The organism is Palleronia abyssalis, from assembly GCF_900302445.1.
Taxonomy (GTDB): Bacteria; Pseudomonadota; Alphaproteobacteria; order Rhodobacterales; family Rhodobacteraceae; genus Palleronia; species Palleronia abyssalis.
The window spans coordinates 564626-591202 of sequence record NZ_ONZF01000001.1; the positions used below are offsets into that span (position 1 = coordinate 564626).

Here is a 26577-nt window from a genome sequence, read left to right on the forward strand (position 1 = left end):
GTCGTCCTCCTGATTGTTTTCAGAGTGATTTGACGTAGCGCATGCGGGGGAACGACAAGGGTTCCGATCTGCGACACACTGCCTACATGTGAAGGGACAAGAGAGGTGCCGATGACCCTGACCCTGCCCTTCGACAACAGCTATGCCCGGCTGCCAGACCGCTTCTACGCGGCCCAGATACCCGTTCCCGTCGCCGGACCGCGCCTGTTGGCGGTGAACGAGGGGCTGGCGGAGGAGCTTGGCCTCGACCCGGCGACACTGGCCTCGGACGAGGGCGTGGCCGCGCTGTCGGGCAACGCGGTGCCCGAAGGCGCAACCCCTATCGCGCAGGCCTATGCGGGCCACCAGTTCGGCGGCTGGGTGCCGCAACTGGGCGATGGGCGCGCCGTACTGCTAGGGGAGGTCGTGGCGAACGGACGCCGGCGCGATATCCAGCTGAAGGGCGCGGGCCGCACGCCGTTCAGCCGCGGCGGCGACGGGCGGGCCTGGCTGGGCCCGGTGCTGCGTGAATACCTGGTCAGTGAGGCGATGCATGCGATGGGCGTTCCCACCACCCGCGCGCTGGCTGCCGTCGCGACGGGAGAGAACGTCATGCGCGAAACGCCCCTGCCCGGCGCCGTCCTGACACGTGTCGCCTCATCCCATATCCGGGTGGGCACGTTCCAGTATTTCTATGCCCGCGACGATGTCGAGGCGTTGCGCACCCTGACCGAGCACGTCATCGCCCGCCACTACCCCGACGCGGATGGCCCGGAGGGCCTGCTGGAGGCGGTGATTGACGCTCAGGCGGCGCTGATCGCGCGCTGGATGGGGCTGGGATTCATCCACGGCGTCATGAACACCGACAACATGAGCATCGCGGGGGAGACCATCGATTATGGCCCCTGCGCGTTCCTGGACGGGTATCATCCGGAGACGGTGTTTTCGTCCATCGATCGATGGGGACGCTATGCCTATGCCCAACAGCCCCAGGTGGCAGTCTGGAACCTGGCGCAATTCGCGACCTGCCTTCTGCCGATGATGGCGGATCGCGAGACCGCGATCGACCGGTTCACCACGGCGGTGAACGATTTCGGCGCGCGGTATCAGCGGGAATGGCTGTCGGTGTTCCGCGCCAAGCTGGGTCTGGCGACGGAGGAAGAGGATGATTCCGGCCTGATCGAGCGCCTTCTGGACATCATGGCGGCAAACCGGGATGATTTCACGCGGGTCTTTCGGGGTCTGGGCGACGACACCGCCTCCGATCACGTCACCGACCGCCCGGCCTTCGACCAGTGGCATCAGATGTGGACCGCGCGGCTGACGCGCGACGGCACGTCCGAAGCGGACCGGCACGATCGGATGACCAGGGCCAACCCCGCCGTCATTCCCCGCAACCACCATGTCGAGGCCGTGATCGCCGCAGCCGTGGCCGGCGACATGGACCTGTTCCACGCGATGCACCGCGCCACGACCGACCCGTTCACCCCGCATGATCTGTTCGGCCAGTCCCCGGCCCCAGGGGAAGAGGTTCAGGCGACCTTCTGCGGGACCTGACCCGGACTCGGGATCAGATTATCGGTTCGATAATCTGGCCTCCGGCGGGGGTATTTGGACAAGGATGAAGCGAGAGCCGCGGATGACTTGGGGCGGGGGATGTCCCCCGCCCCGCACGCACCGTCCGCTTGGGGGACACGTTGGCGCGTGATGGCTCAGCCTGCCTGGCCGGCAGGCAGCATCACCCGGTCGATCACGTGGACGACGCCGTTGGACTGGTCGACATCGGCGGTGGTCACCGTGGCCTCGCGGCCGTTCTCGTCACGCAGCATGATCATGCCGTTCTGCTCGTAGGCGGTCAGGGTGCAGCCGCCCACGGTCGGCACGGGGTGCATGCCGCCATCGTCGGCGATCATGCCCATGATGTCGGTCGAGAACGCCTCGGCCGCGACGACGTGGCAGGTCAGGATCTGGGCCAGCTGATCGCGGTTCTCGTCCATCATCAGCGCGTTCAACGCCTCGTCCGTGATCATCCCGAAGGCGTCGTTCGTGGGGGCGAAGACGGTGTAAGGACCATCACCCGCCAGCGTGTCGACAAGGCCGGCCTGCTGGACGGCGGCGACCAGCGTGGTCAGGTTCGGGGCGTTCGAGGCGTTCTGAGCGATGCTCATGTCGGCCATCATCTCGGCGCCGCCGACCATGGGGTTGTCCTGCGCGAAAGCAGGCGCGGTCAGGCCGAGGATCGCGACGGCGGTGAGGGTCTTGGTAAACATTTCAGTCTCCCTGTCTGGCTTCATTGCCTGATCGCAGTCACGAACGGCAGGCCGACAGGGTTTCCCAAGGCGCGGTCACGCCCTCGTGAGGGTCAGAATTTGCCGAAGCGCCGGGCGACGCGGATGGCCTTTTTCGACCGCTGGGCGTTCTTTTTCGCGGCCTGCTGTTGCAGCCGCTCTTCCGGGGTCGCGGGCTTTCCCGAGGATTTGGATCCGAAGGCCTTGTCGATACCGGCATTCACCCCGCGCGAGATCAGGCGGCGCATGACCATGCGGCCGACCATGCTGATAAGTCTGGATGCGTTCATTCCGGGTCCTCGGGATCGCTTGTGGTGTCGAACATATCGGGATGGTCCGCGGCCTTTTCATCCCCTTCGGACGCCGCGCCCGGCTCGGGGCGGGACTCAAGCAGGCCGGCCGCACGCAGATCCTTCAGCCCCGGCAGGTCGCGCGCGCTTTCCAGGCCGAACTGGTCCAGGAATTCCTGCGTCACCACGAAGGTGACGGGACGGCCGGGTGTCTCCCGGCGGCGGCCGAAGCGGATCCATTCGAGCTCGAGCAGCTGGTCGAGCGTGCCTCGGCTGACAGCGACGCCGCGGATCTCCTCGATCTCGGCGCGGGTGCAGGGCTGGTGATAGGCGACGATGGCCAGCGTCTCGATCGCGGCGCGGGACAGCTTGCGAGTCTCGGTGGTCTCGCGGCTCATCAGAAAGCCCAGGTCAGGCGCGGTGCGCATGGCCCACGCCTCGCCCACGCGAACGACATGGACGCCCCGCCCCTCGTAACGGCGGCGCAGCGCATCCAGCGCGGCCTTCGCATCGCAGCCGTGGGGCAGGCGCGCGTTCAGATCGGCCACGGTCACCGGCTGGACGCTGGCGAACAGGATCGCCTCGACCATCCGCTCCTGCTCGGCCGGCGGGGGGGCGTCGAACAGCGGCGGAGTCTCAGCCATCGCGGCGGCGGATCTGGATGGGGGCGAAGGTCTCGCCCTGGCGGATTTCGATCCGGCCGGCCTTGGCCAGTTCCAGCGAGGCGGCGAAATGGCTGGCCGTGGCGGACCGGCGGCGGACGGGGTCGCCCCCCCACCCGTCGGGCATGTAGCTGGCCAGATCGGTCCATTCCCCGGCGAACCCAATCAGCCCGCGCATGCGGTCCAGTGCTTCCTCCATGGTCATCACGCTGTCGCGGTCCATGACGAAGGGGCGGAACTCGTCCTTGGTGCGCAGCCGCGCATAGGCCTGCATCAGGTCCATCAGAGAGGCGGTATAGCGCACGTGGCGCACCCGCTCGACCGTTTCGGGCAGGCCGCGGACGAAGAAGTCGCGGCCCTTCTGATCGCGCGCCATCAGTTGCGCGGCCGCCTCGCGCATCGCTTCCAGTCGTTGCAGCTGGAAGGCCAGGTGGGCGGCCAGTTCCTCGCCCGATGGTCCCTCTTCCTCGGGGTCCGGGGGCAGCAGCAGGCGCGACTTCAGGAAGGCCAGCCAAGCCGCCATCACGAGGTAATCGGCCGCAAGCTCGATCCTCAGCGACTTGGCCTGTTCGACGAAGGCGAGGTATTGCCGCGCCAAGTCCAGCACGCTGATCTGCATCAGATCGACCTTCTGAGTGCGCGACAGGGTCAGCAGCAGGTCCAGCGGCCCCTCGAACCCGTCCACGTCGACGATCAGCGCCTCGGCTGCGACGCGGTCGGCCACGTGATCCGACAGGGTGCTGACCTCAGCCATGCAACCCGCCGTCGAGTTCCGACAGCTCGAACGCCAACGCTTCGACATCGGCCAGTTCGGGCAGGCGCCGCCGGGCCAGCGCGGCTTCGGCGCGGCGGTCGGCGGCCGGGGTCAGATCGCCCACGGCGGCCACGCATTGCTCCATCTCGGGCCGATCGCCATTGCAATGCAGGACCACGTCACAGCCCGCCGCAATGGCCTTTTCCGATCGCTGGGCGATGCTGCCGCCCAGGGCCTCCATCGAGATGTCGTCGGACATCAGCAGGCCGTCGAACCCGATCTCTTCCCGGATCAGCCAGATCAGGCCGGGATCCTGGGTCGCGGGTGCCTCGCCCAGTTCGGTGAATACGATATGCGCCGTCATCCCCATCGGCAGGTCGGCCAGCGCGCGGAACGGGGCGAAATCGGTTTCAAGCTCGGGCTTGCCGGCGGTCACGACGGGAAGGTCGCGGTGGCTGTCGACCTGCGCGCGCCCGTGGCCCGGCATGTGCTTCATCACCGGAAGAACGCCCCCGGCCATCAGCCCGTCGGCCGTGGCCCGAGCGGCGGCGATCACCTGCTCAGGCGTGGTGCCATAGCAGCGATTGCGCAGGAAGCGATGCGTATCCGGGCGGGCGACATCCGCGGTCGGCGCGCAATTGACGTCGATGCCCACGGCGTGAAGCTCGGCCGCTTGCAGCCGCGCGCGCAGCCACATGGCGCGAACCGGGTCGGCCGCGCGCTGCATGTGATCCAAGGGCGGGGCCCATTGCCGCCACGCGGGCGGGCCCAGACGCTGCACCCGGCCGCCTTCCTGGTCGACCAGGATCGGCGCGTGCCAGCCCACCGCGTCGCGCAGCGCCGTGGTCAGGGTCAGAAGCTGCTCAGGCGTCTCGACATTGCGGCCGAACAGGATGAAGCCCAGCGGGTCGGCCTCGGCGAAGAAGGTCGCCTCGTCGCGCGTCAGGCGGGGCCCCGCGCAGCCGAGGATCGCGGCCCGTCTCACCGCAGCTCGACGGGGATGCAATCGGCCTGTGCGGCCGTCAACGCCGAACAGAAGCGCCGCGCATCGGCCAGATCGTCGAACCCTTCCGCGCGAAGACGGAAGAAGGTCTTGCCACCCGACACCGCCTCCTGCACGACCATCCGCTTGTCCGAAAAGAAGCTCGTGAAGCGACCGCTGATCTTCTGCCACTCGTCACGGGCCACATCGGGGCTGGCGTAGGCGCCAAGCTGCACCAGCCGCGTGCCTTTCGGAAGCGCCGCGATATCGACCGCCTGGTTCGATGGTCCCGGCGCGGCCGTCCGGGCCGAAAGCTGCGTGACCGATCCCAGACGCGGGCGCGGCAGGGGCCGGGTGGCGTCCACACCGGTGTCGAGGGCGCGCTCCACCGGGTCCGACGATAAGGCTTCGGCAATCGCAAGCTCGACCGGGTCGGCGTCCTCGGGGCGATCCTCGATCACCTCGACCTCTTCCAGCCCGCCCTCGGCATCGTCGAGGCCCAATGGGCCGCTGCCGGTGGGGCCCGCAAGCTCGGTCAGGGGCGCGACATCGTCGAATTGCGACAGCATGTCGGACATCGCACGATCCTCGGGCGAAAGTTCGGGGCCTTCAGCCACCGCCCCGGCAGTATCGGCTGAGGCCAGCTCGCCCCAGGGCGCGTCTTCCTCGGCCAGCCCTTCTTCGGCGGGGGCAAGGCGCACCTCGTCCACCGGGCCGGCGGTGCTGCCCACGGCCGCGATCTCGTTGACTTGCAGGCCTTGGTGGCGCGTGGTCATCCCGCCCGGATCCTCGGGCTGGGTGCGGAACGCACCCTCCATCGCCTCGATCACGGGGACGCCGCTGACATCGCGCACCATCAGCTTGTACCCCCAGACGCCCATTCCGACGACCAGGGCCAGGGACACCAGCGCCCCCGTGGCATTGACCAATCTTTGCGCACCGCGTCCGCGTCCCACGACAAGCTCGGGCTCGTCGGTTTCGAAATAGCCGTAATCCGTCATGCCTGCCTCGTGCCGCGGTCTCGTTGGGCGGACCGCGTCTTCTGCTCTGCCTCGATCGCCCGGCGCGTATGTCTTCAACGCATCTCTTCCACCGGGGTCACGCCCAAGATACCCAAGCCCGCCGAAATCACAACGGATACAGCCAGCGGCAGAGAAATCTTGCCAGCTGTCGCCTGTGGGTCACTGTCGTGCAGGAAGCGGATCGAATGATCGTCGTCCCCCTTGTTCCACAGCGAATTAAAAACCTGCGCCAGCTCGCCCAGATAGAAGGCGATTCTATGCGGCTCGTGGCCCTTGGCGGCAATCTCGACAAGGCGCGGCCACTCGGCCAGCTTTTTGGCGACCTCGACCTCGGCCGGGTCGGTCAGGCGCGGCGCACCCGGGGCGACGCCCATCCCGTCGGCCTTGCGCAGGACCGAGCGGATCCGCGCGTGGGTATACTGGACGTACCATACGGGGTTGTCGCGCGATTCCTCCACCGCCTTGGCGAAATCGAAATCCAGCGGCGCGTCGTTCTTGCGCGTCAGCATCAGGAACCGCACGACATCGGGCCCCACCCGGTCGACCACGTCGCGCAGAGTGACGAACGTGCCGGCGCGCTTGGACATCTTGAAGGGCTGGCCGTTCTCGTAAAGCTTCACCAGTTGGCACAGCTTGACGTCCAGCGGCACCCGCCCGTCCGAAAGGGCGCCCACGGCCGCCTTCATCCGCTTGACATAGCCGCCATGATCGGCGCCGAACACATCGATCAGCTGGTCATAGCCGCGGTCGATCTTGTCCCAGTGATAGGCGATGTCGGGCGCGAAATAGGTCCATGCGCCGTCCGACTTCATCACCGGCCGATCCACGTCGTCGCCATAGTCGGTCGACTTGAAAAGGGTCTGCTCGCGCGGCTCCCAATCCTCGGGCAGTTTGCCCTTCGGCGGCTCAAGCGTGCCCTTGTAGAGCAGCCCCTTCCCGTCCAGCACCTCCAGCGCGGATTCGATCCGCCCCGTGCCATAGAGCGACTTTTCCGAAAAGAACTGGTCCATCTCGACGCCCAGCGCCGCCAGGTCGTCGCGGATCAGGGTCATCATCGCCTCGGTCGCGAAGGCGCGCACATCGTCCAGCCACACCTCCTCGGGCCGGTCCACGAAGGCGTCGCCATGCACCGCCTTCAGCCCCTCGCCCACGTCGCGCAGATAGTCGCCGGGATAGGTGCCTTCGGGGAATTCGACCTCGCGCCCATGCGCTTCCAGATACCGCAGATAGACCGACCGGGCCAACACATCGACCTGCGCGCCACCGTCGTTGATGTAGTACTCGCGGGTCACGTCATAGCCCGCGAAGGACAGCAGGTTCGCCAGCGCGTCGCCGAACACCGCGCCCCGCGTGTGCCCCACATGCAAGGGTCCTGTGGGGTTGGCCGAGACATACTCGACATTCACCCGCTCGCCCTCTCCCATCTTCGACAGGCCGAAGGCGGGATCCTGCGCGGTGGTGACGATCCCCGACCAAAGGTCCCGCGACAGCGTCAGGTTCAGGAAGCCCGGCCCCGCGACGGTCGCGCTTTCGACGCTATCCAGTCTACCCAGATGCCCCGCCAGGGTTTCGGCGATGTCGCGCGGCTTCAGGCCCGCGGGCTTGGCCAGCACCATCGCCGCGTTGGTCGCCATATCCCCGTGGGCGGCATCGCGCGGCGGCTCGACCGCGACGTTATCGAAGCTCAGGCCCTGCGGCAGATCGCCCGCCGCGACCATCCGGTCAAGGGCCTCTGTCACATGGGCACGCATGTCGGCGAACAGGTTCATCGCGAATTCCTCGGGGCGTGGAGAACGACCGGCGGTCTAGCCGCGCCGCCCGTCCCCGTCAACGCGAGCACGCCCGCCCCTTCATCCTTGTCGAAATACCCCCGCCGGAGGCCGGTTTTCGCAAGAAAACCGATCGGCGCATCAGATATCGAACACGACCACGTCCTTGCCCTTGGCGCACAGGCCCACCTCGCCCGCGATCAGACGCAACGCATCGTCGCCGAAGACGCTGCGGCGCCAACCGGTCAGGGCGGGCACGTCCCGCTCGCCCGCGGCGATCTGGTCCAGCTCGGCCGATGTCGCGACAAGCTTCTGCGCGACGCCGGCCGTTTCCGACTTCGCCTTCAGAAGCACCCGCAGAAGATCGGCCAGCGCCGGGTTGACCTGCGCCTGGTCGCGGCCCTTGCCGACATCGGGCCACGTCGCCGGGTCTGCCTCGATCCCGCGCTTGACCGCCGCCAGAATCCCGTCGGCGATATCCCCCTTGCGCGCCTCGCGCAGCAACAGGCGCGACCGGGCCAGATCCTTTTCCGATTGCGGCTTGGTCGAGGCCAGCTCGACCAGCGCATCATCCTTGAACACCCGCGTGCGCGGCACGTCACGCTCTTGCGCATAAGCCTCGCGGAAGGCCGCCAGTTCGCGCACGATGGCCAGGAACTTGGGCGAATTGGTCCGCGTCTTCACCCGCTTCCACGCATCTGCGGGGCGGACGATATAGGTCTCGGGGTCGGTCAGGACGCCCAGCTCTTCCTCGACCCACGGGGTGCGGCCGGTCTTCTTCAGCTCGGCGGCAAGGTATTCGTACACCTCGCGCAGGTGGGTCACATCGGCCAGCGCATAGGTCTTCTGCGCATCCGTCAGCGGCCGGCGCGACCAGTCGGTAAAGCGCGACGACTTGTCGATCTGCGCCTTGGCGATCTTGCGCACCAATGTCTCATACCCGACCTGCTCGCCGAACCCGCAGACCATCGCGGCGACCTGCGTGTCGAACATCGGCACCGGCATGACGCCGCCATCATGGACGAAGATCTCCAGATCCTGCCGGGCGGCATGGAAGACCTTGGTCACGCTCTCGTCCCGGAACAGATCGTAAAGCGGCTCCAGCGACAGGCCCTCGGCCAGCGGGTCGACCAGCACGGCGTCTTCCTCGGCCTCGCCCGGAACCGCCAGCTGGATCAGGCAGAGCTTCGAGTAATAGGTCCGCTCGCGCAGGAACTCGGTATCGACGGTCACGTAGGGATGCGCCCGGGCCCGGGTGCAGAAATCCGTCAGAAGCTCGGTCGTGGTGATGGTGATCATGCGGTCGGGGGGTCCCTGAAAAATGATGCGCCCTGATATGGCGTCAAACGTACGATGGGAAGCCCCGGCGCCCTATTGCAGCTTCGACGAGATCACGCCGGTGGCGAACCCGCCCATGCGCAGTTCGCCGAACAGGCGCTGGTACTCGATCTTGGGGCAGCGATTCATCACCACCTCGACGCCCCGGGCGCGCGCCTTCTCGGCGGCCTCGGGGCTTTCTACGCCGATCTGCATCCACACGACTTTCAGGGCGGGCATGACCTCCAACGCCTCTTCCACGATCGGGGGAACGTGTTCGGACCGGCGGAACAGGTCCAGCAGCTCGACATCTTCGGGCAGGTCGGTCAGCGATCCCACGACCTGCCGGCCGAACAGGCTTTGCCCCGCGATGCCGGGATTGACGCAATGCACCCGGAACCCCTTCAACGAAAGATACCGCGCGACGTAGTGGCTGGGCCGTACCGGATTGGCCGAGACTCCGACGCAGGCGACGGTCTTCACGGTGGACAGGATGCGGCGAAAATCGGCGTCGGTCATGGGCGCACCTTGATCCGCGCGGGGCGGGGCGTCCAGATGAAAAAAGCGCCCGGTGGGGGCACCGGACGCCAGTGTGGAACGAGGGACAGTGATGACACGCCGGGTGTTCCGCTCCCGGCGCCTGCTGAATAGATGAGGCCCCGTTGCCCAAGGGGAAAGAGGTCTCTCAGGAACGTGAAATCGGCGTCAAGCAGGTTTTTCCCGCGTCGCCGCATACAGGCCGACGGCCGCCGCGTTCGACACGTTCAACGACCCGAACGCGCCCGCAGCCCCGATGCGGACCAATCGGTCGCAGGTGTCACGCGTGCGTTCGCGCAGGCCCGGGCCTTCGGCCCCCAGCACAAGGCAGACCGGCCGCCCCTGCCCTTCGGCGACGGCCGTCTCGATATCGGCCTCGGCCTCGCCGTCGAGGCCAAGCCGCAGATACCCCATGTCCCCCAGCCGGATCAGCGCATCGGCAAGGTTGCCCACCCGCAGGTAGGGCTGCCGCTCCATCGCGCCCGAGGCCGTCTTGGCCAGCGCCCCGGTCTCGGGCGCGGAATGGCGCGACGGCGCGATCACCGCCCGCGCCCCGAATACCTCGGCCGAACGCAGGATGGCCCCCACGTTATGTGGATCGGTCACCCGGTCCAGCGCCACGATCGGCCCCGTGCCAGACACCGCGATCTCCTCCAGCGGGCCCCAGTCCAGCGGCTTTACTTCCAGCGCGGCCCCCTGATGGACCGATCCCGGGTCCAGCGGTGCCGGGAACTTGCGCGGATCGGCCTCTTCCAGCGGGACGCCTTCTGGGACCTCGCCCAGTCGGTCCAGCGCGTTCTTCGTCACCACCAGACGCAGTTTCTCGCGCCGGGGATTGGCCAGCGCATCCCGCACGGCATGCAGCCCGAACAGCCAAACGGTCGCACGCGCCTCGTCGCGGCGCGCCTGTTCCTTCTCGACCACCCATTTCGGTTTTTTTGTCATGTGCCGGACGTGACCCTGCCCGCGTGAAACTTCAAGCGATTTTCCTGTTGACCCCCTTACCGGCCGAAGATAGGTCAGCCGCCACAAACAGTGGGCGACAGGCCGCAAGGTGTGGCAGGGGACTGTAACTCCCTCGCGGAGACGCACGCCTGGTTCGATTCCAGGGTCGCCCACCATCCCGCACTCAAGGGATGAAAAATCCGCTAACACCTTGAAAGGAAAGGTGGTTTCAGCGGTTCGATAACCTTCATTCCGGCTATACCTTAAAGGCTCCGCAAAGGCCAATTTGAGCACTGTTCTCTTGAGAGAGAAGCTACCGTTTTTGTAAATATTCCAAGGACTTGCCAGAAATGTCAGGGCCGGTTCGATAAAATCAGACAGGCGTCCCTGATCCGGCACTGCCGAGTCGGCTTGTTCAGCCAGTTTGATCTTCTTGCGCTCTAGCTCACCGATGCGCTTTTCGTACGCCGTGATGACGGACGGGCTGGACGCATCCATGATCCGGTCCAGCAGGGCCTCGATCTGCTTTTCAGTGTCCTTAAGCTGCGACTCCAGCGTGCTGCGAGCGGAAATGGCGTCAGCGCGGCGCATCTCCCAGATATCGGTGAAGATGGCCTTGGCGAGCTTCAAGAGCTGGCCAGCCAGTTGCAGCTCGCGAAGTAGGCGCTCTGCCCCATCTTCGATATCGGCACGCCGGATGGACTTGCGCTTTGAGGCGCAATCAGGGGTATCACACAGGTAATAGGGGTAGAGCTTGTTGCGCCCCTTGGACCAGCAGGACGTCATGGGCTCACCGCAATCGTCACACAGGACGAAGCCGCGCAGCGGGAAGTCCTCGTTGATGTCTTTGCGCGCAGGGGCATTGAGAGTGCCCTTCAAGCGCGCTTGTACGCGCTCATGCGTGGCAAAGCTGATAAGTGGCTGGTGATGGCCTTTGCGAAGGCCGACGCCCCAGTTAGGCGCTTCGACGCATCCAGCGTAAACAGCCCGCTCTAGCATGTCCTTCACACGGCTTGGATGGACGTATCCGCTTGACCCGCTCTTCGGGAAGTCGGGCTTTCCTTCCAGAAAGCGCTTCACTTCGACCTGTGAGCGGAAACGCCCATCAGCGAAGCCTTCAAGGGCTTCCGTTATGATCGATGCAACGGGCTCATCAGGCACGAGAAGCTTGCCATGGCCGGAGACGCGCTCGTAACGGTATCCGACAGGTGGATGGAAAACGTAATATCCGTTCTCCACACGGGCGGTCATCTTCTGGATGACCTGACGGCGGTTCTGTTCGCGCTCAAGCTGGCCTTGGGCCGCGAAGACCGTCTCAACAAACTTTCCTTCGGGTGTATCTTCAAATTTAAAATTCAGGCACTCAATGGACGCGCCGCGCGCTGCCAATTCATCGCGAAGCTTCCAATAAAATTGTGTATCGCGCGCAAACCGCTTCAGATCGTCAAAAATTACGACATAGGGCTTGCCTTCTTGCGCTTCGAGATAGGCAAGCATAGCGCGCATGCCGGGTCGCTTCATGTAGTCGCCGCCGCCGCTGTAATCATCCGGGAAGACCATCTCGACAGCAAGCCCACGCTCTTCGGCATACTGACGGCAGCGATGCTCCTGGCTCTCAAGCCCGTGGCCGTGCGTCTTCTGCTTCTTATCAGAGACACGGCAATAGATGAGCGCGTTGCTCACCACATCGCTTTGTTTTACTTCATCTTTCATGACTCCTCCTTGCCTTCGCGGGTGGCTACTCAGCCGCGCACGCATTAAAAACTGTTGTCAGGGTAACTCCGTTTGAGCCTACCACACCGCCGCGCTCACCGGGAGCGATTTCCTCTTCATCACCAGGTTTTCCACAGGCAGAGCCTGACCATTCATAGGCAAAAGTGGCGTCGTAGAAGGCGTTACCGAAGATAAACAGTAATTTGATGATCTCGTCTTTTCGCTGATCACTGATATCTGGATCATCAAATAGTCCGCGATATTTCTCATATGCGATCTTGCCGTTTGGCTCACCGGCTTCACCGAGGACCAAATAAAGCGCCTTGCTCAAATTTGGCGCATTCTGAAAACCGTTCTTACTCATCACACACACCTGCCCATCTGCGCTGGCTTCCTGCGCATTGGAGCGCACAAGGGCGCTAGTTAAACTTTGCCCCTGTGCTAGGTTTTCATCCAAATCGGTGAGGTGCTGGCCCTGAGCGTTATCCTGCTCTGATGCCGGATCCAAAGAGCTGCGCTCTTGGAATTTCTTATCTCCTTTTATGCTAGCATAATTTATGCGCTTCTCGCAAACTTGCGAGGCGACTTGCGCTTTAGCACTCCTTCTCTGTCTTGGCATTTTTGTCTCCATCATCTTAGGCTGATGATGGGAACTTGGCTATTTCCGGCTCTTATTTTTGATGATGAGCCCGAAGGCTATTGGCTCTCAATCGGAAGCGAGTGGGAAGTGAGGGCCTCACATCATATCGTGATTGGGGAGGTAATACTCTGGCCCTTGACCAACAACATACCAGTGAGGCCTCAAGCCACGATGTTCCACGTAGCGATCAGCAATTTGACTTTTGCTTCCTGACGAGCCAAGTGGCCTCGCTCTCAAAGTTGTAATAAATCTGTTCGCCTGTCGGCGTCGGCGCTCGGTTGGTCCATAAATCAAGCATTCTTGGGCAAAAAAATAGGCGGCCCGGTTAATGAAGCTAAATGATGTCAATGGCGCAAGGGATCGGCGCGCAAAATACATTGTCTGAACGGATTCGTCGTGATCCGGAAAGGCGAGAAACCTACTAGCAAACGGACAGCCGTCGCAAATTTCGCGGTCGCTGGGGCTATCGTAGTGCAAGTCACCAGGGCACTGCCACAGACAACGCTTCAAGGCTTCAACACGGTGCCCCCCCGTTTCAAAACAATCACTCAAGAGATCGCGATAGAATTCGAAGACTGGGAAGTCATCGATCAAACGATAGGTGAGCCGCCTGTAGAGGTTTTTCACCGAGCCTTGCGAGATCTTTAGAAACCGAGCGGCATCCTCGGTCCTCTTGCCCACGAAGTACGCCCGCACAAGAGCCCGGAACGTGGGTTCGGGCAGCTTCGAGCCTATGCAGTAGCGGTTCTTCACTCCGATATGGCCTCATAAATTTCAGCATAAATACTTGATATTTTGCGATATACTACGGGTTTGCCGACCCTGTTTCGCTATCCCGAATCTGAAAATTCCGGGAAGCCTCCCACATTCTAAGCAGCGCGGACAAGCACATCCATCCCCCGCGCCTTCAGAAAAGAGGACCCATGTAGCGACCATGACCAATAACAGCACCCAAGGACCACAAACCATGCCCATGTAGATCAGAAAGCCCAACCATGCTCACAGCCATCAGCACAAAGGATGAAAAGATCACCGTTCTGGCCGATCACCATATCGCCAACCGCAAACTCTATCGCGAACGCATCTGGAAACCCGCCCGCGCCATGCACGAGGAAATCGGCTCCTTCGCCGCCTGGCGGCGGGTCCTGGTCGAGATCGAGGACTATGACGGTCGGCTCTTCTTCCCCGACCAGCGCCCCTTTCGACACGAGGAAATCTGCGAGATGTTCCCCGATGTCGGGAACCGCTGGATGGGGCTCTTCCTTGAAGCCGCGCCCTGCGGCACCGCCCCCAAGCGCTATGCCAGCCCGATTACATACAATCGTGTGCGAGTGATTGAGCTCTATAGCCGCCTTCACGGTGCCGCCGAGAACTTCGCCGCCTGAACCAAACCTGCCAAGAGACCATAGCCCCGAAACGGATTGCCCGTTTCGGGGCCTTTTTTGGGAAAACCTTACAGCGACCATCTCAGCACGGCCCAGAGACCATAGAACACGGCTGGCCAGAGCAAGGGCAATGGCCAACCGAGCCAAACCGGCAACGCAAAGAGCGCCGTCCAAACGAGGCCGCGCGCCACTAACTCGGGCCAAGTCGGGCCAACGGCAGACTGTCGAGCCGGTTCATGGTCCCCGCGCGCCAGAGCTTCAGAGACATCAGTGTGATCGATGGCCCGGAAGTTCGAGACTTGCCGCGCCTGCCAGAGCGCGGCTGCGCTCCACAGGCCGGTTACCAGCAAGGGGAGCGGCCCGGCGAAACCAATCATCAAGGCAAGCCATTGGTGGAACACCGGCAGGAATATCCCCGCCGCTTGGGCCAGGATGACAAGCGCTGCGTAGCCGAAGATGATATTGGCAAGCGTAAGGAGGATGAATTTTGCCATGTATCACCCCACGCTCAGGTAATCGCCAAGGAGCGCGCCGAGCGCCAGACCAGGCTTTGTGAAGTCCATAGCCGCTGTCACAGGCAGCCCTGCGCGAGACGGATGAATGTCATAGAGAGGGCGACCAGCGCGGTCCCGGAAGCGCTTCTCCAGAAAATAGACTGGCCGATAGCCGATCATGGGCCGGGCCGCCGCGAGAGCTACGACCTGCACGGACGGGTGCAAGCTCATCAGCTCATCAGAGGTGATCAGACGGCGGGACTGACTGGAATCACCGCTTGAGCGAAACTGCGGATCGCCCAGCAGCCGCCCGCGCTCTTGCGCGCTATCCAGGCTCAGCTGATGCGCGCTCGTTTGGCCGCAAAGCGCCGAGATGTAATCGGCTGTGAAGCGGTCATTGGTGCCGAAGCACTGGATTGAGGCGCTATTGGCCAGAAAGGACTCCCAGCGGTTGCGGTAGAGTTCTTTGAGCTGCGTAAAATCCTGAACCACCATGACAAGCTGCATGCCAAAACCCGCCATGAGGCCGACCGCTTGCTCGATAATCGCCATCCGCTCCAGCGTGGCCATCTCTTCGAGCAAGAACATTACCGGCGCAGAAGGCCGCTCAGGCAGCGCCGTGACGGTGGCAAGAAGCGCGCCGATCAGCACGCGCAGGAAGCGGCGCGCGGTCGCAATCCGGCGCGCGGGCAGGATGATGTAGATCGTGGTGTTTTCGCCAATGCTTTGCGGGTCGAAATCTGAAGCCCCCAGAGCACCCGCCAGCTTGGCGCTTTCCAGGAAATGGGTGTTGCGCTGCGCGGTCGAGATGACCCCGGAGAGCTCCCGCTCTTCCTTGTTGTCGATCCGCCCGCCAGCGGCTCGGACCAGATCGAATGGCGAGTCCAGCATCTGATCGACAATGGCGCGGAAGTCATCGCGGCTGGCGTTCAACGCGCGCCGCACATCCTTCAAGCTGGCCGTGCCTTGCTCACCAGCATGCAGGAGCAGTCCTGCGATCATGCTGGCCGCTTCACCGGACCAGTGGCTCTCTGCCCCGCCATCTGGGATAACCACGCTATCAGCGGCCAGCATCGCCTCATCAAAGGCATCATCACCGAAGGGTTCGATGCGGGCACAAGGGTTGAACGACGAGCGGAGTATGCCAAGCTCACTTGCTGCCACGTCAAACGGATCAATCAGAATGACGTTCTGACCCAGCACGTCGCGGCGGTAGCGCGCGGTGATGAAGGCCAGCTCGCCATCTTTGATATCCAGAACAATGGCGCTGCCCGGGTGCTCAAGTAGACGCGGGATTGCGCCCGAGACCCCCTTGCCGCCGCGCGTCGGGGCGACGATCAACTCATGCCTGTCCCCGCCATAGGTAACCGGAAGCGCGGATTGCCGGGCATCCTGGGCAGGGAGATAACCAAGCGTATGGCGACCGGCGGGGCCGTAGCCCCGCGCTGCCAAGTGGGCAGCGTCCGCCCACTTGGCCGAGCCGTGGCTGTCTGGATCAAAGCTCCAGAGCCGCCGCCGCGCCTGCTCCTGCTTGGTCTCGCGCGGCATCATGGAAGAGCGCCTTCGTCCGCCTCTTCATCGCCACAGGCCGTCTGACGCAGCACAGTCTGGCTTGTGTAGGCGTCTCGCACCACGTTGAAGAAGCGGGGAAGTTCCTGACGAAGCGCGCCGTCATGGCCGAGATAGCTATCTGCAAGGTCTTGCAGGAAGCGCTCTTCATTGCCGCCCAGAAAATACACGAAGGTCACAACATCGCCCTTGGCGGCGATGACCGAGGCCTGCCGTTCAAGGTTCCGGTTGGCTTGGCCATCCGTGATGATGATGACAGCGCGCTGATGGTTGCTTAAGGCATCCTGATTCATCCAGTCATAGAGATGTTCAAGCGAGCCATAGAGATCGGTTGCCCCGCCCGCACGCAGGCCGTGCATCGGGAAGTTTGACGCGCGGCAATGCTCAAAGCCAAAACCTTCACGTGGCTCGAAACTGGCTTCACCTTCGGAAAAGGCCCCGATCAGACAACCGGCGCGGTCCGGCAGCGCATCGATGAAACCGCCCGCAGCCACGCGCATCTCGTCCATGTGGTTCATCATCGAGCCCGAGCGGTCCATCAGAACGGCGAAGGTCATCGGGATGCCCTCTGCCTGACCGGGAGTGAGGATATCGACAGGAACCTGCGTTTCCTGATTGATCACCTCTTCGGCAAAGCAGAGCCGTTCACCGCCGGTCCGATAAAACGCCAGCGTGCCTTGGGGGGGATCGATTACCTCACCGGCCTCGTTTCGGATCAGCGCAGAGATGATCAGCCCGTTTTCGTCTTCGGCGATGTGGGTGATTTCTACCGATCCGCCGGAAAAGGCCATCACAATGTCATGTACGGCATTGATGTCGTAGCCGCTGACAATCTCCGCCCCGTACTCATCGCGCATATCGATAGAGGCCACCATTTCTAGCAAGCGGGGGCTTGGCACGCGCGCCGGGTCCGTGCGAATGCCGAGCAGCACTTCTCCTTCAAAGTCACGCCAACGCTGAACGTTCAGGTCTGCGGTTTCGCCTGCCCCCACGCGAGGCACGATCTGTATCCGCGCCGTGCCGTCGCTGCCTTGTTCCTGGACCCTGATATTCGCCGATGGATCGCCCGCATTTGGATTAGCGACCCGAAGGGGGCTTTCAGCCAGAGCCGAACTAGCGAGCGTTGCCGCCAGAGCGCTTGTGGAGAGAAAAGTTCGCCAAGGCATAGCTTACTCCCTCCCCAGAATATTGCCGAGATTGCTGCGCGTGCGCGCCCGGTCCATCAGGTCAAGATCAAGCTCACCAGCGTTGGCGCGCGCCAGCGCACCGGCGGCTTCCAGATGATCGAGAACCATCTCTTCCTGATCGGCATGGAGGTTCAAAAGCCGCGTGAAGCTTGCTTCCAAAGCCAAGTTTCCGAGTTGCACCTCCGCCGGAACGTCTTGGGGAAGCGTGATCAGCCCATCGCCCTCATCGCAGGGGTAGCCCGCATGAATGAAGGGGCCGATACCGATCAGGCGTAGATCATCCGGTCTTGTGATCCGTACGGTCGTGCGCACCTGATCCCACGCAAGGTCCAAGTCAGAGCAGGTCGGAATAATGGCCAGCGCTTCCAGCACAGACGCGCCTTGCTGGTAGAGCTGTTCAGGCGTGCCGGACCAGGTGATCTCGGTCGGATTGGCCGAGGTAATAATGTGGATATTGCTATCCCGCGTGGCTCGCCTACGACGCAGCTCGGTCAGTTCGCCCAAAGTTAGCCGGATTGCTTCGGCCTGCGCTTCCGGGTCCGTGACGACGCCGCCGTTCTCAACGACGATGAAGAAAGTAGGGGACTCGTCGTCGCTGCCTGCGTGGACGGCGGGCGTGGATTGCAGAGCGAGCGCTCCGGCGAGGATGGTTGATTTCATGAATTGCGAGAGCATGGGTTAGCCTTTCTGAGCAAGGGCACGGGTGGCGCGCACGGTCAGCAGCGCCAGCACGGTGTTGACGAGAGCGATCAGCAGGGCGACGAAGACGCCCAGCCCCTGGTTCTGGGCGAGGAAATCCATCATCGGCGCTTGATCGTGCGAGACGCCGAACGGATTGGGCGCGGATTGCTGGGCGATCAGCGTGTAGAGATTGACCACTTCCAGCGCGATGACAGCGGCGTAGACGACACCCGCCATCCCCGCCTTGACGCGGTTCATGGGGCTTGCGAGCCAGGCTCTCGGGTCCTCGTGGATGTTTTCATCCAGGACCGCCGACCAGATCATGATCGGCACGGCAACCGAGAAAACCGCGAGCAAAAAGGCCAGCAGGTGCGAGACGGTCATGTCCTCATCAATGGCGCAGAACAGACCGCCAGCGCCGGGCAGATCGCAGAGGTACTGGTTCGAGGCCAGTCCCATGGTTTCTGTGTAAGTCGAGGCCAGCAGGACCAGCATGGCCAGTTCAAGAAGAAACGCGAGGACGAACCCGGCAAACGCCTTGGGGCCAGGGCCGCCGCCCCCGGGCATATAGGCATCCGGGGGTAGATTTGGTCGTGGAGCTTTCATAGGTGACTTCCTCATCAGATTACGTTGCATCCGGCAGTCATCGCCGCCGTGTTTCGCATCTAAGCTGAGGAAATCTTTGCTACCGGAAGCTTAGGGTCATCTCAGCCGGAAGCCGGTCGGAAATCACAACTGTCCATGTGACTACGAATATGTCTAAGCCGATGAATCGGCTCTATCAGCCCAAGCCACTTAAAGAATATGCGGCTATCTGAAGTGGTCCCACTTTTTCGGACAGGTTTGCAGCGTTTCTAAGGTGTATCGGGTTTAGGTTTCATGCTGCCTTTTGCTCTTCCAAGCCGGTCCAGTATGCGTCGTCAGGCGTTTGCCGATCAAGCGCGGAATGGGGCCGCTCTGCGTTGTAGAATGCCATCCAGTTCTTGATGACATGCCGGGCTTGGAAGCCGTCATTGATCTCTTCGAGATAGATCGCTTCCTGCTTCAGGGATCGCCACAATCGCTCGATGAAGATGTTGTCCAGATAGCGTCCGCGTCCATCCATTGAGATGCGCACGCCAGCCTCGGTCAGCGTTTTGATCCAGGCCGATCCCGTGAACTGTGATCCTTGGTCCGTATTCATGATCTCCGGTGTACCGTGTTTGGCAATGGCTTCATTCAAAGCGTCTATGCAAAAGTCTGCGTGCATCGTGTTGCTCAGTCTCCAACTCAGCATCTTGCGCGTAGCCCAATCCATGATCGCGACCAGATACAGGAAGCCGTTCTTGACCGGCACGAACGTGATATCAGCGCACCAGACCTGATTGGGGCGGTCGATCTGCATGCCTCGAAGCAGATACGGATAGACCGGGTGCTGCGGGTGCGGTTGGCTGGTTCGGGGGCGTTTGTAGATTGCCTCCAAGCCCATCTTCGCCATCAATCGCCTGACGCGATGACGCCCGACTACTGTGCCCTCTCTTCGTAGATAGGCAGCGATCTGACGACTGCCGAAGAACGGATATTTGGTGAAGACCCGGTCAATCTCTTTCATCATGGCCAGCGTATCCGCGTCGATCCCGACGGGCGTATAATAAAACGCCGACCGCGATAGCCGCACCAGTTTGCACTGCTGGCTGATGCTCAGCTCAGGGTGATCCCGCTTGATCATGGAGCGTTTCTCTGCCGGGCTCACCGCTTCAGCCCTTCGGACAAAAAATCATTCTCGACGGCCAGCCTCCCAATCTTGGCATGCAGTTCTTTGACCTCCGCTTCCGTCGGGCCGCTCTGCTTGCCACCAGAAAACACATCAGCCATCCCGTCGATAGCTTGCCGTTTCCATGTGCTGACCTGGTTCGGGTGCAACTGATGCTTTGCTGCGATCTCCTGCACGGTCTTATCGCCACGCAGCGCTTCCAACGCCACCTTGGCTTTAAACTTGTCTGTAAAGTTCCGGCGCTTCGCCATTCTCGTATCCCTTCAAAGGTTTGGGATACACCTTAGCCGACTGTCCGGTTTTCTGGGACCACTTCAATCTTTTGGGTTTTTCTTATTCAGATAAGAGTCTATTAAGCGATTAAAATACCTACTCCAACTTGGCCATAACACCCTAGAAGGCAAAGCATAATAAAACACGTTGAGCTATCGAATTAGCGGCGCACACAACGGACCGAGCGACCTACATGTTTATACCGATGCCCCCCAGCCGTCCAAGTTCCATCTGGAAATAATAGTGTATCCGCATCACCAGTGCTATGTTCAGATGACGATTTGTACATCCTTTGTGGCCAAGTGGTGGTATTGAATCCCCCAATATCTTCCCAACTATCGTATAGGACAAGCAGCTCATTTCGCGCAGGCAAGTACCAATCAGATTTGTCGTGCACAATTAGCTCATCACAGTATCTGGCAGCATCAAATCCATTTAAATCACCACTACTCGTGTTTCCTTCAACCCATGCGCGCATCGCAGCAACATTAATCCGGCCATCTTCATCGCTGTTGATGCCAGTATTGGCGGGACCGGTGCCGCAATCATAGCACCCTGCGTTATCCCAACGCGATGTGGGGCCGTCTTCGGCAGTGGTGAACATCGGCGCCCCGTCGTCAGGGGCGGGACCAGCGAAAATAGAGCCATCCGCACAGACTGTCCCGGGGCTGGGCGTGCTACACACCCCTTCAAATGAGCAGGGGTCTGAGTTTCCATCGCCTTCCGGGCAGACCATTGAATTGAGGCCTATCCAACCCTGCGGTGTGCATCCTTGCCAAATTCCGAAATCTTGATTGAACACAATCACGCCATGGTCACCATTGGGCGCGGTACAATCCTGCGCAAATGCAGGCTTCATCGACAAAAGAATAAGTGCAGTAAAAAATAGAAATTTCATTTTTCCTCATTTTGTTAATTTCTTACTAAAATTCATCCACAGCCCCGGACACTCGCGCGACCGCACAGGCACTAACGACGGACACATCTCACCAGAGTAGGATTGAGCTTGGTGTAGAAGTTCTGGTTACCATCACTAAACCGCTGGAGCCTTGCATCGTTGTTGCTGCGCTCGGACGAGGTCCAGTACCAGTTACTATTGGAGCCTAAACCGTCTATTATACCTTCAGCCTGAACCATCAACCAGATGAGATTTATTTCCGATGAACTGCCATTTGGACCACCAGCTGGCAGGTACCAATCGTCGTGACCGTGAACGCCGGTTAAATTGTCGCAATACTTGGCCGCAGCGAAACCATCGAGATTTCCCGCAGTGGCATTGTCACCACCATAAGCTCGCAGCGCCTCGACATTCGCACGTCCATCCAAGATGCTAGTCGCGCCGGTATCACCGGAGCCACAACGATAGCATGGTGGATTTTCGTCCCATCTTATACTGGTTTCATGGGCAGCGGCGGTCATGAAAACTGGTGCGCTATCTTCGGGACTATCGCCAATATAGAAACTCCCATCGGCACATTCTGTGCCGGGGCTCGGAGTGCTACACGAACCTTCGAATGAACATGGGTCTGAATTTCCATCGCCTTCCGGGCAGACCATTGCATTGAGGCCTATCCAGCCTCGCTGTGTACATCCATTCCAAACTGCATAATCTGCATTGTAGATAATTACGCCGTGGTCAGCATTGGGTGAAGTGCAATCCTGCGCCAATGCAGGCTGTGACGATAGGCACATCAAAAATACATAAATCGTTATTAAAATTCGCATAGGCACTCAAATCACTATTTAATAAACACTGCTATCTTACCGCACACTTCCTTAATTTTCACTAAATAATTAATGTCGTGTAACTTTCTCCACAACCAATTTTCTGCCTCACCTTCTGACAGATTTGGAAGGTTCGATTATGCTCCAATATGGTAATATTGCCGCTTTGCAGCCCATGTACTACAAGGTCAGCGCCCGATGATGAGCGTCTGAGTTAAGAGCGAACGCAAGCTGTGTTTTGTAGTACAAAACAGCTTGGCAAGGGGTCCCGCTGCGCGCCCCCGTTGCATCCCCCCGGCCTTGGCTCTTCCAGGGCATTAAGCCCGTTCCAGCGCCATCAGATCGTATCGCCGATCAACCACTCGCAGGGCTAGGAGAAGTCCCTCTCCACCTGCACCGAACCATGGATCAAAGGGCGTATCGCCGCCCCTTGAAACCCACTCGCGGGAAACTTCGCTCTCCCTGCACCCATCGATCCCTTCAGGAAGACCCTGGGGCTATCGCGCCCCTTGGAACCACTCGCAGGGCTTGGAGACGTGCCTCTCCACCTGCACCGAACCATGCACAAACGGCTGCCCGTTTGATCACCAATCAGGGGAGCGTTCCTGCTGCCCCCGATACCCCCAAGACCACTTCATGGAGACCAACCTTCCGCAGTATGGATGCCGCCAGCGTATCGGCGCTGAACCCGATCATTGAGCCCGCCGCATGTCGCTATTGCGCTGCCCGCGCAACGATCCGGCGCGGCAGGCTCGGACATTCTAGGGAACGCCGGTTGCCCAGCAACTCGACCATGGTTTCGACATAATGGGGTGGCACGTGCATCCGCGCTTTGATGAGAGCTGCATGTAGCGCCGTCACATGCTGGTCGCCTAGGGCTGCCTTCACGCTTGCGTGCAGCATCATGTCCGTTGTCGTCACCACCGGCGTACCGCTATATTGCTCTTCGCAGATGCGCTGCGCCTTCTTCTCGTCGATCAGCGCGACCGCACGGTTCTCGACTGCATAGGCAATGGTTGCCGCTTCACCGTCATCGAGCGTCCGCGCGGCCGAACCTTCTACAAGCGCCCTATAGACCGGCTCTTCCCTGTCGCCGATATCCACGACGCGCAGCAGGCCGCGCTCTGTCAGCATTCGCATGCCGCCCGCATTGCCATATCCACGCCGTTCGCCTTCCATCACTTCATCGACGGCGTTTCTGGTGGCATGTAGGACCCCGCACGACGCCGTGATGATGGTTTCGGCGAAACCGGATGCGTCCAAATTGATCAGAACGCTGGCGTCAGCGACGAGCGGGCGCCCGGCCGAATCAGGAAAGCTTGAACAACTCATCGGCCTCGCTTTCCTCGCTATCAACGTCTTCAACCAAAGCGCGCACATCGAAACGGTCGAGCTTGAGCAGTCTGGCAAGCTGACCTTCGCTGTAAAGGTTTTGCTTCCATGCCTCTCGTGCCAGTAGCGCGATACGTGGCGGTATCGGCCCGCGTTGCGGGGACAGGCGGGCCATCCGGTTCGGTTCCTCACCGATCACCTGACGGGCCTGATCATCGGAAATTCCGCCATTGGCCACAAACCAATCCCACGTTCCTCTCTTCGCCAGACCCAGCTCTTCCAGCCTTCGCGTCATCGCTTCCCGCGACACGCCGAACGCGTGCGCCAGCAGGATGATATGTCGCCGCGTCAGGCGCGATTGTCCCGCCGTCAGCTCAGCAAATCGCTGCCGCACGGCGCGCGCAGGCGTCAGGAAACAGCGTGCGAACGTATTCGCGTAGATTTCTTCGCGCGAAGAATGGCCCGCCTCAAGCATGACCGTTTCCGGCTGACGCCGTGCGGAAACGAAATGCGCCAACTCGTGAAGGGCCGTCTGAATGATCCGTTCTGGAGGGTGGTTCGAATTCAGCAGAATGCAGGCTCCGGCTTGCTCATCATAGGCAAACAGGCCGGAAACCTTCGGCGGAAGTGGCCGCAGAAACACTCGAATGCCGATCTGAAGCTCCAGTATGGAAATGATATCGAAGCACGGGCCAGAGCCCAGCCCGAGCCAGTCACGCAGCTCCTGCGCATCTTGTTCGGCCTGCGCCTTTACATTCCCTGGCAGGATCGGGCGTTCCGGTGGATAGTTTTGCTGGCGTGTCACGCCGAGGGCGTTTTCCAGCTCGACTTCCGCTCGCACAAGATCGTTAAGCAGGGCGACCGCCTCCATCACGTCATCTTCGGCGCTCTGCGTCAGCTTTCGGAAGCGCGGCACCAGATCGAGATGCACGGCTTCGCTGCGCAAAAAAGCGTTGGCCGATGATCCGTAGAGCGCCGCCAGCTTTTGAAGTTCGCCCGTGCGGATGTGGCGCTGGCCTTTCTCGATTGCCACAAGCGTCGTTCGTGCCACGCCGATGGACGCGGCGGCATCGGCCTGCGTAATTCGCGCGCCTTCGCGCGCCAGCCGAAGCCGCTCGCCCACGGCATGATCATCAAGTCTGTCTTTCGTATCATTGTTCATCGACTGCCTCGCACCCAGTTGTGAAGGAACGATCCGTCGCCGAGCGAAGCGACGAACGCGCGCCATTCGCCCGCGTGTTCCGCGATCATTGCCTTGAGATTATGTTCTGTCTGGATCGCCGACATACCAAGTGCCTCGGCGAGGACCAGTGCCTGCCGCCGAAGGACCGGACGACCGTCTTCCTTCGTGAGATCGGCAAGGTGGTCCAGATGCAGAGCGCCTGCGATGGCGTACTCCCTAAACGACCTGTTTGCCTTCCGGAAAGTCGCCGGAACGCTGGCTTCAAGCTCGGGAGCCGACAGGTCCGCTGCGATGTAGGTATCGTCGGCTTCCATCTGACCGGCGGAATGAACGCTCAGGCGGCGCAACATGCAGGCGGCACACGCGCCGCATTGCCGGTACTCTCCATCGACCGAACTCCACTGCGGGCCTTTCCAGCAGGAGCGCGTGCGCTTCCATTCGCCGTGGTCGATCCCGAGACCGAGATAGGCGGCAAGCGTCTGCCCCTTCGTGTGCCAGATGCGAGGGAAGGTGTATTCGACGCTGCGGCCAAGCAATGCACCGAGAAAGCGCTCCATGCGGCGCAGGAATGCCGGATGATTGCGGTAATCCGGATAGGCGTGTGCTACAGGAACCAGAACGGGGCCAAGTGCGCCCTGACCACTCTCAGGAATAATGATCTGTTCCGCCCGACAGATGTATGAAGCGAGCCCGCTGACGAGCGCGAAGCGGAAGCCGCGATTGCGCGCGCTCGGCTCCGGATTCGGGACCGATTTCCCGAGCTTGTATGGAATGCCCGTGAAAGGCTGGCCGCGACGCGGTCGGTCGCAGCGCTTCGTGCCGAGCCGGACCCTGACCAGTGCCTGACGGGCATTGGCACCGACCAGTCCGGCAACGGCGCGGGAATCCATCCCGTCGCTGAAAGCCAGGGTTGCTTTTGCATCCGGCGGCAGATCAAAGGATTGCTGGCGCGGTGACGGCTCCGCGTGAACGCGCGCCACGAACGTAAAATGCCAGCGATCCCCCGTCAGGAAGCCGAGCACGTCATGCAGCGCATCCAGGACCTCGGGCGTGTTCCAGCGATCAGGTTCATGGACCGGCAGCCGGAGACGATAGTCACGCGCCCATTCCCGCACCGAGCGACGCAGGCTCCGGTCGCAATACTCCACCGCCGCCGCAACGACCATCGCGTCGAACACGACGGGTTCCCAGTTCGCGTTGGCGTAGGATTCAAGGTTCCGCGTCGAAAATCGGATGTCGCATCCGAGGACGAGCGTATGGTCAGCGCTCGCGCGTTTTGCGTCCGACTCGACAATCTCGACGGACAGCTTGCGGGAAATGGAGGGGTGTGGCGCGTCGATTATCATAGCTCTGGCCCCGCATCGATGCCCTCATGCCTGACCAGCTTTTCGGAAGGTCCACGTTTACCGGAGCCTTTCAGCAGGCTCTCTGCCAGCGCCGAGAAGTCAGAGCCATGCCGCGCTTCTTCCATCCGCCCCCGCACGTGGCGGGCATTTTGGGCCGGTGCATTACGGTAGTAATGTTCTTCGATGCTGCGGAAATTGGCGCGCGCGCATTCTTCGAGAGCGCCCTCCGCAGCACGCTGACAGGCGGCTTCACCCGTCAGCCCGTCAGCCAGCGCCTCTTTGGCGCAGTCGATCAGGGCGTTTCCGGCAGCCGAGCCCGCAGAAGAATAGCGAAGCGCATCAAGCTGTTGAGGCCGTTCTGCCACGAACAACCCCGCCTGATCGCCTACACCCAACGCCTCTTTTAGCTGTTCGAACGGTGCATCACGAAACTCTCGACGGAGCGCAACCGGAAGCGCTTCGGACACGTCGCTGGCCGAGTACGCGGCCTTGTCGGCGCGCTCGGCGAGGTTCTTCCAGTGCCTGCCCAACGGCAAACTTTTATGCGGTCCATCACTCATCGCTCTACTCCATGTCAGATAATATGTAGTATTCTGCTGACAATGTCAAACTGAGGTCGATGAGCACTTGTAGCGTGGCTAAAACACGGTGGTTTCAGCGGCTTGTTGTCGCGGTGCAAGATCTATGGACCGACGGTGCGCCTTGAGCGGCAGGCGCTGCACCGATTCGCCGGAATCGAAGGATTCCTTGC

26 protein-coding genes, 1 tRNA gene and 1 pseudogene are annotated in these 26577 nt (G+C 61.5%); 3 read left to right on the forward strand and 25 right to left on the reverse strand.

Going from position 1 to position 26577, the window contains the following annotated elements; genetic code table 11:
* Positions 1 to 111 precede the first annotated feature (111 nt).
* Positions 112 to 1536 (forward strand): protein adenylyltransferase SelO, encoded by a 1425-nt coding sequence (locus PAA8504_RS02835; protein ID WP_108892619.1) that lies wholly within the window; start codon positions 112 to 114, stop codon positions 1534 to 1536.
* A gap of 155 nt (positions 1537 to 1691) precedes the next feature.
* Here PAA8504_RS02835 and PAA8504_RS02840 read toward each other — a convergent pair whose 3' ends face one another.
* From PAA8504_RS02840 to PAA8504_RS02885, 10 genes are all read right to left on the reverse strand, one after another.
* Positions 1692 to 2249 (reverse strand): fasciclin domain-containing protein, encoded by a 558-nt coding sequence (locus tag PAA8504_RS02840; RefSeq protein ID WP_108892620.1) that lies wholly within the window; start codon positions 2247 to 2249, stop codon positions 1692 to 1694.
* Between the two features lie 92 nt (positions 2250 to 2341).
* The gene (locus tag PAA8504_RS02845; RefSeq protein ID WP_245897497.1) at positions 2342 to 2557 is read right to left on the reverse strand and encodes a hypothetical protein; all 216 of its coding nucleotides are present in this window, start codon (positions 2555 to 2557) and stop codon (positions 2342 to 2344) included.
* On the reverse strand, positions 2554 to 3201 hold the full coding sequence (scpB, locus tag PAA8504_RS02850; protein ID WP_108892621.1) for an SMC-Scp complex subunit ScpB: 648 nt from the start codon (positions 3199 to 3201) through the stop codon (positions 2554 to 2556). The genes PAA8504_RS02845 and scpB overlap by 4 nt, the downstream gene beginning before the upstream one ends.
* Positions 3194 to 3973 carry a segregation and condensation protein A gene (locus PAA8504_RS02855; RefSeq protein ID WP_108892622.1) on the reverse strand — a complete coding sequence of 260 codons (780 nt, stop codon included), beginning with the start codon at positions 3971 to 3973 and terminating at the stop codon, positions 3194 to 3196. Before PAA8504_RS02855 ends, scpB begins: the two co-directional genes overlap by 8 nt.
* Complete coding sequence (locus PAA8504_RS02860; protein ID WP_108892623.1) at positions 3966 to 4958, reverse strand: glycoside hydrolase family 3 N-terminal domain-containing protein; 993 nt, start codon at positions 4956 to 4958, stop codon at positions 3966 to 3968. The genes PAA8504_RS02855 and PAA8504_RS02860 overlap by 8 nt, the downstream gene beginning before the upstream one ends.
* Complete coding sequence (locus PAA8504_RS02865; RefSeq protein ID WP_108892624.1) at positions 4955 to 5956, reverse strand: SPOR domain-containing protein; 1002 nt, start codon at positions 5954 to 5956, stop codon at positions 4955 to 4957. The genes PAA8504_RS02860 and PAA8504_RS02865 overlap by 4 nt, the downstream gene beginning before the upstream one ends.
* A 74-nt stretch (positions 5957 to 6030) precedes the next feature.
* Complete coding sequence (gene argS, locus PAA8504_RS02870; protein ID WP_108892625.1) at positions 6031 to 7746, reverse strand: arginine--tRNA ligase; 1716 nt, start codon at positions 7744 to 7746, stop codon at positions 6031 to 6033.
* A gap of 141 nt (positions 7747 to 7887) precedes the next feature.
* Positions 7888 to 9045, reverse strand: coding sequence for a ribonuclease D (gene rnd, locus PAA8504_RS02875; RefSeq protein ID WP_108892626.1), 1158 nt, complete (start codon positions 9043 to 9045; stop codon positions 7888 to 7890).
* A 72-nt stretch (positions 9046 to 9117) separates the two neighbouring features.
* Positions 9118 to 9582 (reverse strand): CoA-binding protein, encoded by a 465-nt coding sequence (locus PAA8504_RS02880; RefSeq protein ID WP_108892627.1) that lies wholly within the window; start codon positions 9580 to 9582, stop codon positions 9118 to 9120.
* Between the two features lie 186 nt (positions 9583 to 9768).
* The gene (locus tag PAA8504_RS02885) at positions 9769 to 10545 is read right to left on the reverse strand and encodes a TrmH family RNA methyltransferase (RefSeq protein WP_108892819.1); all 777 of its coding nucleotides are present in this window, start codon (positions 10543 to 10545) and stop codon (positions 9769 to 9771) included.
* Between the two features lie 92 nt (positions 10546 to 10637).
* Between PAA8504_RS02885 and PAA8504_RS21955 the strand changes: the two genes are divergently transcribed.
* Positions 10638 to 10721: transfer RNA gene (locus PAA8504_RS21955), tRNA-Tyr, on the forward strand.
* Between the two features lie 511 nt (positions 10722 to 11232).
* Here the strand turns inward: PAA8504_RS21955 and PAA8504_RS22420 are convergent.
* The 3 genes and pseudogenes from PAA8504_RS22420 to PAA8504_RS21760 form a co-directional block, all read right to left on the reverse strand.
* Positions 11233 to 12303: pseudogene (locus PAA8504_RS22420) on the reverse strand (recombinase family protein); the annotation flags it as partial.
* Positions 12284 to 12877, reverse strand: coding sequence for a hypothetical protein (locus PAA8504_RS02895; RefSeq protein ID WP_146190439.1), 594 nt, complete (start codon positions 12875 to 12877; stop codon positions 12284 to 12286). The pseudogene PAA8504_RS22420 and the gene PAA8504_RS02895, both read right to left, overlap by 20 nt.
* 117 nt (positions 12878 to 12994) lie before the next feature.
* Positions 12995 to 13651, reverse strand: coding sequence for an RNA polymerase sigma factor sigma-70 region 4 domain-containing protein (locus PAA8504_RS21760; protein WP_146190440.1), 657 nt, complete (start codon positions 13649 to 13651; stop codon positions 12995 to 12997).
* A gap of 242 nt (positions 13652 to 13893) precedes the next feature.
* Between PAA8504_RS21760 and PAA8504_RS02900 the strand changes: the two genes are divergently transcribed.
* Entirely contained in the window at positions 13894 to 14283 is a 390-nt protein-coding gene (locus PAA8504_RS02900) for a hypothetical protein (protein ID WP_108892629.1), read from the forward strand.
* A 68-nt stretch (positions 14284 to 14351) separates the two neighbouring features.
* On the opposite strand, the gene PAA8504_RS02905 is transcribed toward PAA8504_RS02900, so the two are convergent.
* The 12 genes from PAA8504_RS02905 to PAA8504_RS02960 all read right to left on the reverse strand — a co-directional run bounded on the left by PAA8504_RS02905 (position 14352) and on the right by PAA8504_RS02960 (position 26386).
* Positions 14352 to 14777: a hypothetical protein gene (locus PAA8504_RS02905; RefSeq protein WP_108892630.1), complete on the reverse strand. Its 426-nt coding sequence runs from the start codon at positions 14775 to 14777 to the stop codon at positions 14352 to 14354.
* Between the two features lie 3 nt (positions 14778 to 14780).
* Positions 14781 to 16328 (reverse strand): type IV secretory system conjugative DNA transfer family protein, encoded by a 1548-nt coding sequence (locus PAA8504_RS02910; protein ID WP_108892631.1) that lies wholly within the window; start codon positions 16326 to 16328, stop codon positions 14781 to 14783.
* Positions 16325 to 17512, reverse strand: coding sequence for a vWA domain-containing protein (locus tag PAA8504_RS02915; protein WP_108892632.1), 1188 nt, complete (start codon positions 17510 to 17512; stop codon positions 16325 to 16327). The genes PAA8504_RS02910 and PAA8504_RS02915 overlap by 4 nt, the downstream gene beginning before the upstream one ends.
* Positions 17513 to 17515: 3 nt before the next feature.
* On the reverse strand, positions 17516 to 18208 hold the full coding sequence (locus PAA8504_RS02920) for a hypothetical protein (protein ID WP_108892633.1): 693 nt from the start codon (positions 18206 to 18208) through the stop codon (positions 17516 to 17518).
* 3 nt (positions 18209 to 18211) lie between these two features.
* Positions 18212 to 18781: a hypothetical protein gene (locus tag PAA8504_RS02925; protein ID WP_108892634.1), complete on the reverse strand. Its 570-nt coding sequence runs from the start codon at positions 18779 to 18781 to the stop codon at positions 18212 to 18214.
* A 310-nt stretch (positions 18782 to 19091) separates the two neighbouring features.
* A protein-coding gene (locus tag PAA8504_RS02930) for an IS3 family transposase (RefSeq protein ID WP_370739666.1) occupies positions 19092 to 20218 on the reverse strand; the annotation gives its coding sequence in 2 pieces (ribosomal slippage) (positions 19092 to 19948 and positions 19948 to 20218; 1128 coding nt in all).
* A 182-nt stretch (positions 20219 to 20400) separates the two neighbouring features.
* The gene (locus PAA8504_RS02935; protein WP_108892636.1) at positions 20401 to 21138 is read right to left on the reverse strand and encodes an Lcl C-terminal domain-containing protein; all 738 of its coding nucleotides are present in this window, start codon (positions 21136 to 21138) and stop codon (positions 20401 to 20403) included.
* Positions 21139 to 21209: 71 nt separating this feature from the next.
* Positions 21210 to 21659 (reverse strand): Lcl C-terminal domain-containing protein, encoded by a 450-nt coding sequence (locus PAA8504_RS21960; protein WP_181375670.1) that lies wholly within the window; start codon positions 21657 to 21659, stop codon positions 21210 to 21212.
* A gap of 1020 nt (positions 21660 to 22679) precedes the next feature.
* Complete coding sequence (locus PAA8504_RS02945) at positions 22680 to 23297, reverse strand: PIN domain-containing protein (protein ID WP_108892638.1); 618 nt, start codon at positions 23295 to 23297, stop codon at positions 22680 to 22682.
* On the reverse strand, positions 23275 to 24459 hold the full coding sequence (locus PAA8504_RS02950; protein WP_108892639.1) for an XRE family transcriptional regulator: 1185 nt from the start codon (positions 24457 to 24459) through the stop codon (positions 23275 to 23277). The genes PAA8504_RS02945 and PAA8504_RS02950 overlap by 23 nt, the downstream gene beginning before the upstream one ends.
* Positions 24456 to 25826: a 7-cyano-7-deazaguanine synthase gene (locus PAA8504_RS02955; RefSeq protein WP_108892640.1), complete on the reverse strand. Its 1371-nt coding sequence runs from the start codon at positions 25824 to 25826 to the stop codon at positions 24456 to 24458. Before PAA8504_RS02955 ends, PAA8504_RS02950 begins: the two co-directional genes overlap by 4 nt.
* Entirely contained in the window at positions 25823 to 26386 is a 564-nt protein-coding gene (locus PAA8504_RS02960; protein WP_146190441.1) for a hypothetical protein, read from the reverse strand. The genes PAA8504_RS02955 and PAA8504_RS02960 overlap by 4 nt, the downstream gene beginning before the upstream one ends.
* Positions 26387 to 26577 lie beyond the last annotated feature (191 nt).

Coding starts and splice junctions, on each gene's coding strand:
- PAA8504_RS02835 (WP_108892619.1), top strand. CDS start 112: ATGACCCTGACCCTGCCCTTCGACAACAGCTATGCCCGGCTGCCAGAC.
- PAA8504_RS02840 (WP_108892620.1), bottom strand. CDS start 2,249: ATGTTTACCAAGACCCTCACCGCCGTCGCGATCCTCGGCCTGACCGCG.
- PAA8504_RS02845 (WP_245897497.1), bottom strand. CDS start 2,557: ATGAACGCATCCAGACTTATCAGCATGGTCGGCCGCATGGTCATGCGC.
- scpB (WP_108892621.1), bottom strand. CDS start 3,201: ATGGCTGAGACTCCGCCGCTGTTCGACGCCCCCCCGCCGGCCGAGCAG.
- PAA8504_RS02855 (WP_108892622.1), bottom strand. CDS start 3,973: ATGGCTGAGGTCAGCACCCTGTCGGATCACGTGGCCGACCGCGTCGCA.
- PAA8504_RS02865 (WP_108892624.1), bottom strand. CDS start 5,956: ATGACGGATTACGGCTATTTCGAAACCGACGAGCCCGAGCTTGTCGTG.
- argS (WP_108892625.1), bottom strand. CDS start 7,746: ATGAACCTGTTCGCCGACATGCGTGCCCATGTGACAGAGGCCCTTGAC.
- rnd (WP_108892626.1), bottom strand. CDS start 9,045: ATGATCACCATCACCACGACCGAGCTTCTGACGGATTTCTGCACCCGG.
- PAA8504_RS02880 (WP_108892627.1), bottom strand. CDS start 9,582: ATGACCGACGCCGATTTTCGCCGCATCCTGTCCACCGTGAAGACCGTC.
- PAA8504_RS02885 (WP_108892819.1), bottom strand. CDS start 10,545: ATGACAAAAAAACCGAAATGGGTGGTCGAGAAGGAACAGGCGCGCCGC.
- PAA8504_RS02895 (WP_146190439.1), bottom strand. CDS start 12,877: ATGCCAAGACAGAGAAGGAGTGCTAAAGCGCAAGTCGCCTCGCAAGTT.
- PAA8504_RS02900 (WP_108892629.1), top strand. CDS start 13,894: ATGCTCACAGCCATCAGCACAAAGGATGAAAAGATCACCGTTCTGGCC.
- PAA8504_RS02905 (WP_108892630.1), bottom strand. CDS start 14,777: ATGGCAAAATTCATCCTCCTTACGCTTGCCAATATCATCTTCGGCTAC.
- PAA8504_RS02910 (WP_108892631.1), bottom strand. CDS start 16,328: ATGATGCCGCGCGAGACCAAGCAGGAGCAGGCGCGGCGGCGGCTCTGG.
- PAA8504_RS02915 (WP_108892632.1), bottom strand. CDS start 17,512: ATGCCTTGGCGAACTTTTCTCTCCACAAGCGCTCTGGCGGCAACGCTC.
- PAA8504_RS02920 (WP_108892633.1), bottom strand. CDS start 18,208: ATGCTCTCGCAATTCATGAAATCAACCATCCTCGCCGGAGCGCTCGCT.
- PAA8504_RS02925 (WP_108892634.1), bottom strand. CDS start 18,781: ATGCCCGGGGGCGGCGGCCCTGGCCCCAAGGCGTTTGCCGGGTTCGTC.
- PAA8504_RS02935 (WP_108892636.1), bottom strand. CDS start 21,138: ATGAAATTTCTATTTTTTACTGCACTTATTCTTTTGTCGATGAAGCCT.
- PAA8504_RS21960 (WP_181375670.1), bottom strand. CDS start 21,659: ATGACCGCCGCTGCCCATGAAACCAGTATAAGATGGGACGAAAATCCA.
- PAA8504_RS02945 (WP_108892638.1), bottom strand. CDS start 23,297: ATGAGTTGTTCAAGCTTTCCTGATTCGGCCGGGCGCCCGCTCGTCGCT.
- PAA8504_RS02950 (WP_108892639.1), bottom strand. CDS start 24,459: ATGAACAATGATACGAAAGACAGACTTGATGATCATGCCGTGGGCGAG.
- PAA8504_RS02955 (WP_108892640.1), bottom strand. CDS start 25,826: ATGATAATCGACGCGCCACACCCCTCCATTTCCCGCAAGCTGTCCGTC.
- PAA8504_RS02960 (WP_146190441.1), bottom strand. CDS start 26,386: ATGAGTGATGGACCGCATAAAAGTTTGCCGTTGGGCAGGCACTGGAAG.